The organism is Ensifer sp. SSB1, assembly GCF_016652895.1.
Classification (GTDB): domain Bacteria; phylum Pseudomonadota; class Alphaproteobacteria; order Rhizobiales; family Rhizobiaceae; genus Ensifer.
Map to the genome: position 1 here is coordinate 22,567 of NZ_JAEPRP010000084.1, position 7,564 is coordinate 30,130.

Annotated in this window: 9 protein-coding genes; 2 read left to right on the top strand and 7 right to left on the bottom strand. The window is 63.0% G+C overall.

The genetic code is table 11. From position 1 onward, the window contains the following. Nucleotides 1-29: 29 nt before the first annotated feature. The 7 genes from I8N66_RS20645 to I8N66_RS20675 all read right to left on the bottom strand — a co-directional run bounded on the left by I8N66_RS20645 (nucleotide 30) and on the right by I8N66_RS20675 (nucleotide 6,051). Nucleotides 30-335 carry a PilZ domain-containing protein gene (locus I8N66_RS20645; protein WP_113540031.1) on the bottom strand — a complete coding sequence of 102 codons (306 nt, stop codon included), beginning with the start codon at nucleotides 333-335 and terminating at the stop codon, nucleotides 30-32. 154 nt (nucleotides 336-489) lie between these two features. Beyond that, nucleotides 490-1,791 (bottom strand): adenylosuccinate lyase, encoded by a 1,302-nt coding sequence (gene purB / locus I8N66_RS20650; protein WP_291157140.1) that lies wholly within the window; start codon nucleotides 1,789-1,791, stop codon nucleotides 490-492. Between the two features lie 62 nt (nucleotides 1,792-1,853). Beyond that, nucleotides 1,854-2,411, bottom strand: coding sequence for a hypothetical protein (locus I8N66_RS20655; RefSeq protein ID WP_291157142.1), 558 nt, complete (start codon nucleotides 2,409-2,411; stop codon nucleotides 1,854-1,856). Next, nucleotides 2,408-3,151: a DUF2259 domain-containing protein gene (locus I8N66_RS20660; RefSeq protein ID WP_291157144.1), complete on the bottom strand. Its 744-nt coding sequence runs from the start codon at nucleotides 3,149-3,151 to the stop codon at nucleotides 2,408-2,410. The genes I8N66_RS20655 and I8N66_RS20660 overlap by 4 nt, the downstream gene beginning before the upstream one ends. Next, nucleotides 3,148-3,825 (bottom strand): ribulose-phosphate 3-epimerase, encoded by a 678-nt coding sequence (gene rpe / locus I8N66_RS20665; protein WP_291157146.1) that lies wholly within the window; start codon nucleotides 3,823-3,825, stop codon nucleotides 3,148-3,150. The genes I8N66_RS20660 and rpe overlap by 4 nt, the downstream gene beginning before the upstream one ends. Nucleotides 3,826-3,958: 133 nt before the next feature. Further along, nucleotides 3,959-4,966, bottom strand: a complete 1,008-nt coding sequence (locus I8N66_RS20670; protein ID WP_291157148.1) for a P1 family peptidase — start codon at nucleotides 4,964-4,966, stop codon at nucleotides 3,959-3,961. Beyond that, entirely contained in the window at nucleotides 4,963-6,051 is a 1,089-nt protein-coding gene (locus I8N66_RS20675) for a branched-chain amino acid ABC transporter substrate-binding protein (RefSeq protein WP_291157150.1), read from the bottom strand. Before I8N66_RS20675 ends, I8N66_RS20670 begins: the two co-directional genes overlap by 4 nt. Before the next feature lie 329 nt (nucleotides 6,052-6,380). Here I8N66_RS20675 and I8N66_RS20680 point away from each other — a divergent pair, with 329 nt between their 5' ends. Continuing rightward, on the top strand, nucleotides 6,381-6,830 hold the full coding sequence (locus tag I8N66_RS20680) for a flavin reductase family protein (RefSeq protein WP_113540134.1): 450 nt from the start codon (nucleotides 6,381-6,383) through the stop codon (nucleotides 6,828-6,830). A 127-nt stretch (nucleotides 6,831-6,957) separates the two neighbouring features. Beyond that, nucleotides 6,958-7,564, top strand: a 607-nt coding sequence (locus I8N66_RS20685; protein ID WP_291157152.1) for a MoxR family ATPase, incomplete at its 3' end; no start/stop codon positions are given.

The window sequence follows — 7,564 nt, forward strand, 5'->3', positions numbered from 1 at the left end:
TGCAGCGGGAGCGATGGCCGGCTCCCGGTCTAGCGGAAGTGCTTGTAATAGGAGGAAATCTGCGCCGCCGTATTGGAGGACAGATTGAGCTTGATGCCGATCTTGTCGCCGCGGTACCAGCGGACCATGCCGGTCAGGAAGCCGAGTTCCTCGCTCCTGATCGTTACTTCCTGCCCGGTCTTGGCGCCGATGTCGAAGAGCAGCTGAAAGCAAATGCCCTCGGCCGAAAGGTCCTTGACGATGCCGTTGCTGGAGCCGGACTTGACGGTCACCGTTCCGGTGATTTTCGTTTGCGTGCGCTGGGTCGCCCGCTCGACACTGTCCTTGTAGGTCATGTGATCCTCAGAAACCTTAGTTGACAGGTCCTGATCGTTGCACGCAATGATTGAACATCCACCTAACAAAAATGCCCGCATTTGAGCGATGTGCGCCAAATACGGGCATATTCATATGGTGCAACGCGGACTCGTGGCCCGCGGACGGTCAGGCTCAGCCGAAGACGCGGTTGAAAATCGTATCGACGTGCTTGGTGTGGTAGCCGAGATCGAACTTCTCGCGGATGTCCTCTTCAGAAAGCGCCGCACGGACTTCCGTGTCGGCCAGCAGCTCCTCAAGGAAGTCCTTGCCCTGTTCCCAGACTTTCATGGCGTTGCGCTGCACGAGGCGGTAGGCATCCTCACGCGACACGCCGGCCTGGGTCAGTGCCAGCAGCACGCGCTGCGAGTGAACGAGACCACGGAACTTGTTCATGTTCTTGGTCATGTTTTCGGGATAGACGAGCAGCTTGTCGATCACGCCCGTCAGGCGAGCGAGCGCGAAGTCGAGGGTTACCGTCGCATCCGGGCCGATCATGCGCTCGACGGAGGAGTGCGAGATGTCGCGCTCATGCCAGAGCGCAACGTTTTCCATCGCCGGGATCGAGAAGGCACGGACCATGCGGGCGAGACCCGTCAGGTTCTCGGTCAGGACCGGGTTACGCTTGTGCGGCATTGCCGACGAACCCTTCTGGCCCGGCGAAAAATACTCTTCAGCTTCGAGCACTTCGGTGCGCTGCAGGTGGCGGATTTCCGTCGCCAGGCGCTCGATCGACGACGCGATGACGCCGAGGGTCGCGAAGTACATGGCGTGACGGTCGCGCGGGATGACCTGGGTCGAAACCGGTTCCGGCTTTAGGCCGAGCGCCTTGGCGACGTGTTCTTCAACGCGCGGGTCGATGTTGGCGAAGGTGCCGACGGCGCCGGAGATCGCGCAGGTGGCCACTTCCTCGCGCGCGGCGATGAGGCGCTGCTTGCAGCGATCGAACTCGGCATAGGCGAGCGCCAGCTTGACGCCGAAGGTGGTCGGCTCGGCATGGATGCCATGCGAGCGGCCGATCGTCACCGTGTCCTTGTGTTCAAAAGCGCGGCGCTTCAGAGCTTCGAGCAGCTTGTCGAGGTCGGCGAGCAGCAGGTCGGTCGCGCGCACGAGCTGGACGTTGAAGCAGGTGTCGAGCACGTCGGACGAGGTCATACCCTGGTGGATGAAGCGGCTGTCAGGGCCGACGAATTCGGCAAGATGCGTCAGGAAGGCGATGACGTCATGCTTGGTGACGGCCTCGATCTCGTCGATGCGCGCGACGTCGAAGGTGGCAGCGCCACCCTTTTCCCAGATGGTGCGGGCCGCATCCTTCGGGATCACGCCGATTTCGGCAAGCGCATCGCAGGCATGGGCCTCGATCTCGAACCAAATGCGGAACTTGGTTTCCGGCGACCAGATGGCCACCATTTCCGGCCGGGAGTAACGCGGGATCATGGGCTTTAGCTTTCGTCGTCAGTGGAGGATGGCCGTGCCTCTAGCAAAGATAGCCGTGAAGCTCAACGCCATTGGCGTCGGCCGCGTGCCAGCCACAGGCTGACGCCGACCAGTATAACACCGCCAACCGGCAGATAGAGGCGAAGACCGAGAGCCAGGAACTGATAGAACGCGACGAGCGAGGTGAAGGTGAACTGGAAGAACCACGTCCGTGTGCCGATGGGTGCGTGCCATTGGGCGTAGAACTGTCGGTAGTCGAGCGCATAAAGCACCGCGGTCATCGCGACGGTGCCGAGCGACAGAAAAATGAGGTAGGCCGCAAGACGCGTCTCGGGCCGACGCCCGAGCGCCGCAAAGCGCGCCAGGAACAGCGATGGCGGCCACGCCAGAAGCGCGCCGAAGCCGAAGATCAAAAGCAGTTCGGCGAGATGAAACGTGAGTGCACGTTCGCGGAGCCAGAGGCTATACCAGGCCGAAAGCGCCATTGCGCCACCCCAGAGCGGCGCACCGACGACAAGCTCGCGCATCGTCGGGATGGATCGGGCGAGCCGGCTTCGAGACGGGGCACCTTCCAGCGCCGGATGTGCCTTCGCCTTGACGCCGGCCGCCGTGTCGTTCATTTCGCGATCCGGGTGGGGATCGCGATCCAGCGCCCATCGGTCGTGCCTTCGAAGCCGAGCGACTTGACGAGAACCATGATGACATGGGTTTCTGAGCCATCGTCATTCCGGTGGGTGATGGCACCGCCGACCTGATAACCGGTCGGGCAGCGGCGGCTCTCCGGTATGCGGCTATCGTCCTGCAACACGTCTGTCACCGGCTTCCCGGCCTTCATCGTCATCGACAGACGAAAGCCTTTGACCTCCTTGAGGAAGTCCTTGCAGATGCCTTCCGGCTCGAATGTTTTCTCTTCGAGAGTCACCGAATAGGTTTCGCGAAACCCTTCGTCGGCGGCAAAGGAATCGTAGGTCAGCGCCAGCGGCTTGGCGTTCGCCTCAGTGATCGGATTGAAGGCGGCAAGCAGCCCGGGCGCATCGGCCAGGCGATAGGCGTCGATCAGCGGCGCGGCGCGGCGGCGTGCCTCGTGGCGCGGCTTAGAGAGCGGGCTGCCATCCTCGCGGCCGACGGCCCGCACGGGCGCGCCGGGAAGGAAACTGTCGTCGCGCGTATCGATCACGTAGATCGTCGAATACGGAAAGCCGGAGCCATCCTGAACACCGTATTCCTCGAAGGCGAAGACATTGCCGTCGGCCGAAAAGCCGATCGGCTGGAGCGCGGCATAGTCGCCGGCAAAGGTTGGCGATGCGGCTGCCGCGGCAGCCAGGAAAAGCACGCCGGGTAGTGCCGCGCGTGCCTTCATCGATAGGCCTTCTCGGCCGGCGTGCGGATCGCTGCGATCGCCGCCCGATAGGCTTCGACGGAGCCGCCCTTGAAGATCGCCGAACCGGCGACGAGCACGTTGGCGCCGGCGCCGCTGGCAACGGCGGCCGTGTCGGGCGCAATGCCGCCATCGACTTCGATCTCGATCGGACGATCGCCGATCATCGCCTTGATGCGGCGGATCTTCTCAGCCGTGGCATCGATGAACTTCTGCCCACCAAAGCCCGGGTTCACGGTCATGACCAGGATGAGATCGACCTCATCGAGCACGTATTCGATGGCGCTTTCCGGGGTTGCCGGGTTGAGCGAAACGCCGGCCTTCTTGCCGAGCGACCGGATGGTCTGCAGCGAACGGTGAAGGTGCGGACCGGCTTCCGCATGCACGGTCAGGATATCGCAGCCCGCCTTGGCGAAGGCTTCGAGGAACGGATCCGCCGGCGAAATCATCAGGTGGCAATCGAAGGTCGCGTCCGTGTAGCGGCGCAGCGACTTGATCACATCGGGGCCGAAGGTGATGTTCGGCACGAAATGACCGTCCATGACGTCGAGATGGATCCAGTCTGCGCCGGCATCGACGACGTCGCGGACTTCCTGTCCGAGCTTGGAGAAATCTGCCGCCAGGATCGACGGGGCAATGCGAATGGGGTGGCTCATGGCGCGCTCCGGCTAGATACTTTGCATGTCGCTATCGCAAAACCGCTCAGCATTTTTGCGCGATATGCTCTCATTTTCCGCGGCAATAGCACCGCCGAGGCCGGCAAACAACATGCCGGCGATCAAAGCTGCGTCAGGCGCCTTCGGACCAGGAGCGCATGAGGTCGTTTTCCGCAGGCGTCGCATCGTGAACGCCCCGGGCGATGGCCCGTGCCATGGTCGACGCTGCCACGGCGCCAAGGTCGATGAAATCCTCCACCGTCGGGGTCCTGCCGCTGGCGCCGGTAGCAAGCGCGAAGATCAGATCGCCGTCGAGCGGGGTGTGCGCCGGCCAGAGCCCACGGGAAAAACCGTCATGGGCAGCGATCGCCAGGCGCTTCGCCTCGGCCTTGGTCAACACCGCATCCGTCGCGATCACCGCGATCGTCGTGTTCGCAGCCGCAGACTGCCGGTCGCGAAACTTGATCCGGAGATCGGCAGCGTCGGCGGGCAGGGGATGCGGCAGGCCGAGGGCACCGAACTCGCCATTCAGTTCGAAGGGTGCCGACCAGAAATGCCGGCCATCGCCGACGGTCGCCGAACCGAGCGCGTTGACGGCGACCAGCGCACCTATGGTGATGCCGCTTGGCAAAACGGTCGATGCCGAGCCGAGGCCGCCCTTGAAGGTGGCGGTCAAGGCGCCGGTGCCGGCACCTGCGGTTCCCGTCGTAAACGACGGGCCGGCGCGGCGGACCGCCTCGAAGCCGAGTTCGCGATAGGGCGGGTAGCGTCCCCAGTCCTTGTCACCGCCATTGATGAGGTCGAACAGGATGGCGGTGGGCACGATCGGGATCCGGTGCGGACCAACGGCAAAGCCGCGGCCCATTTCCCTGAGCGCCGCCTGGGCACCGGATGCAGCATCGAGCCCGAAGGCCGAACCGCCGGAAAGCACCAGGCCGTCGACCGTCTGTACCGTGTTGTGCGGATCGAGCAGATCGGTTTCGCGCGTACCGGGCGCGCCACCCAGCACCTGAACCGCAGCCGTTGCCGGCGGATCGCAGACGATGGCAGTGACGCCGGATTTCAGCCGGTGATCCTCGGCATTGCCGACGGTCAGGCCCGCAACGTCGGTAATCAGGTTCAGCGGTCCGGTGCGCATCATTGGGCGGTTCCTTCGGCAGGCGCCGGCACGAAGCGGCCGCCTTGCCACTGCATCAGGCGATAGGGATTGTCGGCACGCTCGTGCTGCGCGTTGAAGGCGATGGGGCCGAGCACCGTAGGGTAGGGTCCCTTGGCGAAGGCATCGAGAAGGGGCTTGTCGTCCTTCTCCGCCTGGTCCTTGGCCTGCTCGAGCATCGAGACGGCGGCAAAGGCCGACAGAACGTAACCATCCGGCTCGGTTCCCGCGGCGCGCAAGGCGTCCGCAACCGGCTTGCCCTCGGGCGACTGTGACGCCTCGGGCAGGGTGACCGCCAAAACGCCATCGGCGAGCGGCACAGTGAGATCGGCAGCATTGAGTGCATCGCCGCCGAGAAGCGTGAGGCTCACACCTTCGCCTTGGGCATCGCGCGCAATGACCGCCGTGTCCTGTCGATCGCCGCCGGTAAAGATATGCGTTGCGCCACTCTTCACCAGTCGCCGCACCAGGCTGACCTGCTGCTCCTGGGCAGGTCGATAGGTATCGGTGAAGACCGGTGTCAGGCCGATCTCGCCAAGAGCGGAACGCACGCTCTCGACCAGTTCCCGGCTGTGGATGGTTCCATCATCGATCAATGCGATCGGCTTGTCCTTCCAACGCTGAACGATCGTGTCGACAATGCCCGCGGCCTCGGCGTTACCGCTGGGCGCAAGCCGGAAGAGCGGCCACTTCTTCTTCAGCGCATCCTCCATCAGGATATCGGAGCGCACGCTCAGCGTAATGGCGGGAATGCCTGCCTCGGCAAGCGCCGGAAGTGTCGCGTCCAGACTTTCGGTGCAGAGGAAGCCGATCGCCGCCTCCGCGCCGGTCGCAAGCAGCGCCTTCGTCAGCGCTTCGTTGCCGGCGACACTGCAGGTCTCCGGAATGACGACGATCTCGCTGCCGCGGTCGCCGGCCTGGAATGCGGCGCCATCGATGATCTGCTTGCCGAGAAGTGCAAACGGGCCCTCGACCGGAGCGACGACGGCCACCTTAATGCCGGCTGCCGCGGCGGGTGCGGCCTGTACCAGTCCGGCCACGACAAGGCTGGCGACGATCGATCGAAGCATTCACTTTCTCCGCTGCCGCTTGTTCCGGATCGGGTGCGATCCGAACCTGCGGCGAGCCCAAACATTGCCTGATCCGTTGCCGAATGCGACGGGCGCGCGGCACGGTAGTGGCCGCATGTTTTAAGGATGTGCCCCGCGGCGTCAAAGGAAAAGATGTGCGTTCTGGCGCAGATGGCACGATCCGCGTCGCGGCCATGTCGCAGAACTGCAAGATTCTCCTCGCAGCGGGTTTCATATTTCCCGGTACTGTCTATGTATGTGACTGACTTCGCTCGGAGAAAGAAGTGTTGAACAAGACCCGGCTGGACCCCATCAGTTACCGCGACGCCATGAGTCGCCTGGCCGGTCACGTGCAGATCATCACCGTGGCCGATGGTACCGAACGGCGTGGTGTCACCGTGACGGCATCATGTTCCGTATCCGATAGTCCGCCGACGGTTCTGGCCTGTCTGAACGGCGCCAATCCACGCAACGAAATCTTCACGCGCAGCGACAGTTTCGCGCTCAATCTGCTGGGCGACGAGCATCGCGCGATGGCGCACGCCTTTTCCGGTCGCGATCAACTCGACATGGATCTGCGCTTTGCCCTTGGCCAGTGGACTAAACTGACGACGGGCTCTCCGATCCTCACCAACGCCATCGCCTCGTTCGATTGCCGTCTTATCGAGGTGAAGACGATTGCCACGCACCTGGTACTCTTCGGCGAGGTCGTCGACGTCTCCCTCGGACCGGCGCGACCGCCGCTCATTTATGTGGACCGCGGATACCACTCGCTATAAGTTCTACGTGGTGAGATCGCGTGTTCCAGCGGACATGAGAAGATTTCCGTAAGCCTTTGAGTTGGCTGATCGAATTCATTCGCATGCCAATATCAAAACGATCGATTCGAGCCGTGGCGGAGGAGACATGGCGACACAGGCGACGACTGGCCTGCCGCAGTCCATCGAGGAGACGATGGCGCTGCTCACGGCGCATGACTATCTCGCAGGCACGGCGTTGGCGACGGTGCTGTTCCTGGCGCTCCGGATGAAACGTCCGCTTTTTCTCGAGGGCGAGGCAGGCGTCGGCAAGACCGAGATCGCCAAGGTTCTGGCCAAGGCGCTCGATCGGCCGCTGATCCGGCTGCAGTGCTATGAAGGTCTCGACGTCGCCTCTGCCGTCTACGAATGGAACTATCCGGCGCAAATGCTGGAAATCCGGCTTTCGGAAGCGGCAGGCAAGGTCGATCGGAAACGGGTCGAAAGCGACATCTTTTCCGAACGGTTCCTGATCCGCCGTCCGGTTCTACAGGCAATTTCTTCCAATTCGGGCCGCGCGCCCGTTTTCCTCATCGACGAGCTCGACCGGACAGATGAAGCCTTCGAGGCATTCCTGCTCGAAGTTCTGTCCGATTTCCAGGTGACCATTCCGGAACTTGGTACGATCCGGGCGGACGAACCCCCTGTTGTCATCATCACCACGAACCGCACCCGCGAGATCCATGACGCGCTCAAGCGCCGCTGTCTCTATCGTT

Bases quoted from the DNA above. Each gene is read 5' to 3' on its own strand.
- I8N66_RS20645 (WP_113540031.1), bottom strand. From the start codon at position 335: ATGACCTACAAGGACAGTGTCGAGCGGGCGACCCAGCGCACGCAAACG.
- purB (WP_291157140.1), bottom strand. From the start codon at position 1,791: ATGATCCCGCGTTACTCCCGGCCGGAAATGGTGGCCATCTGGTCGCCG.
- I8N66_RS20655 (WP_291157142.1), bottom strand. From the start codon at position 2,411: ATGAACGACACGGCGGCCGGCGTCAAGGCGAAGGCACATCCGGCGCTG.
- I8N66_RS20660 (WP_291157144.1), bottom strand. From the start codon at position 3,151: ATGAAGGCACGCGCGGCACTACCCGGCGTGCTTTTCCTGGCTGCCGCG.
- rpe (WP_291157146.1), bottom strand. From the start codon at position 3,825: ATGAGCCACCCCATTCGCATTGCCCCGTCGATCCTGGCGGCAGATTTC.
- I8N66_RS20670 (WP_291157148.1), bottom strand. From the start codon at position 4,966: ATGATGCGCACCGGACCGCTGAACCTGATTACCGACGTTGCGGGCCTG.
- I8N66_RS20675 (WP_291157150.1), bottom strand. From the start codon at position 6,051: ATGCTTCGATCGATCGTCGCCAGCCTTGTCGTGGCCGGACTGGTACAG.
- I8N66_RS20680 (WP_113540134.1), top strand. From the start codon at position 6,381: ATGAGTCGCCTGGCCGGTCACGTGCAGATCATCACCGTGGCCGATGGT.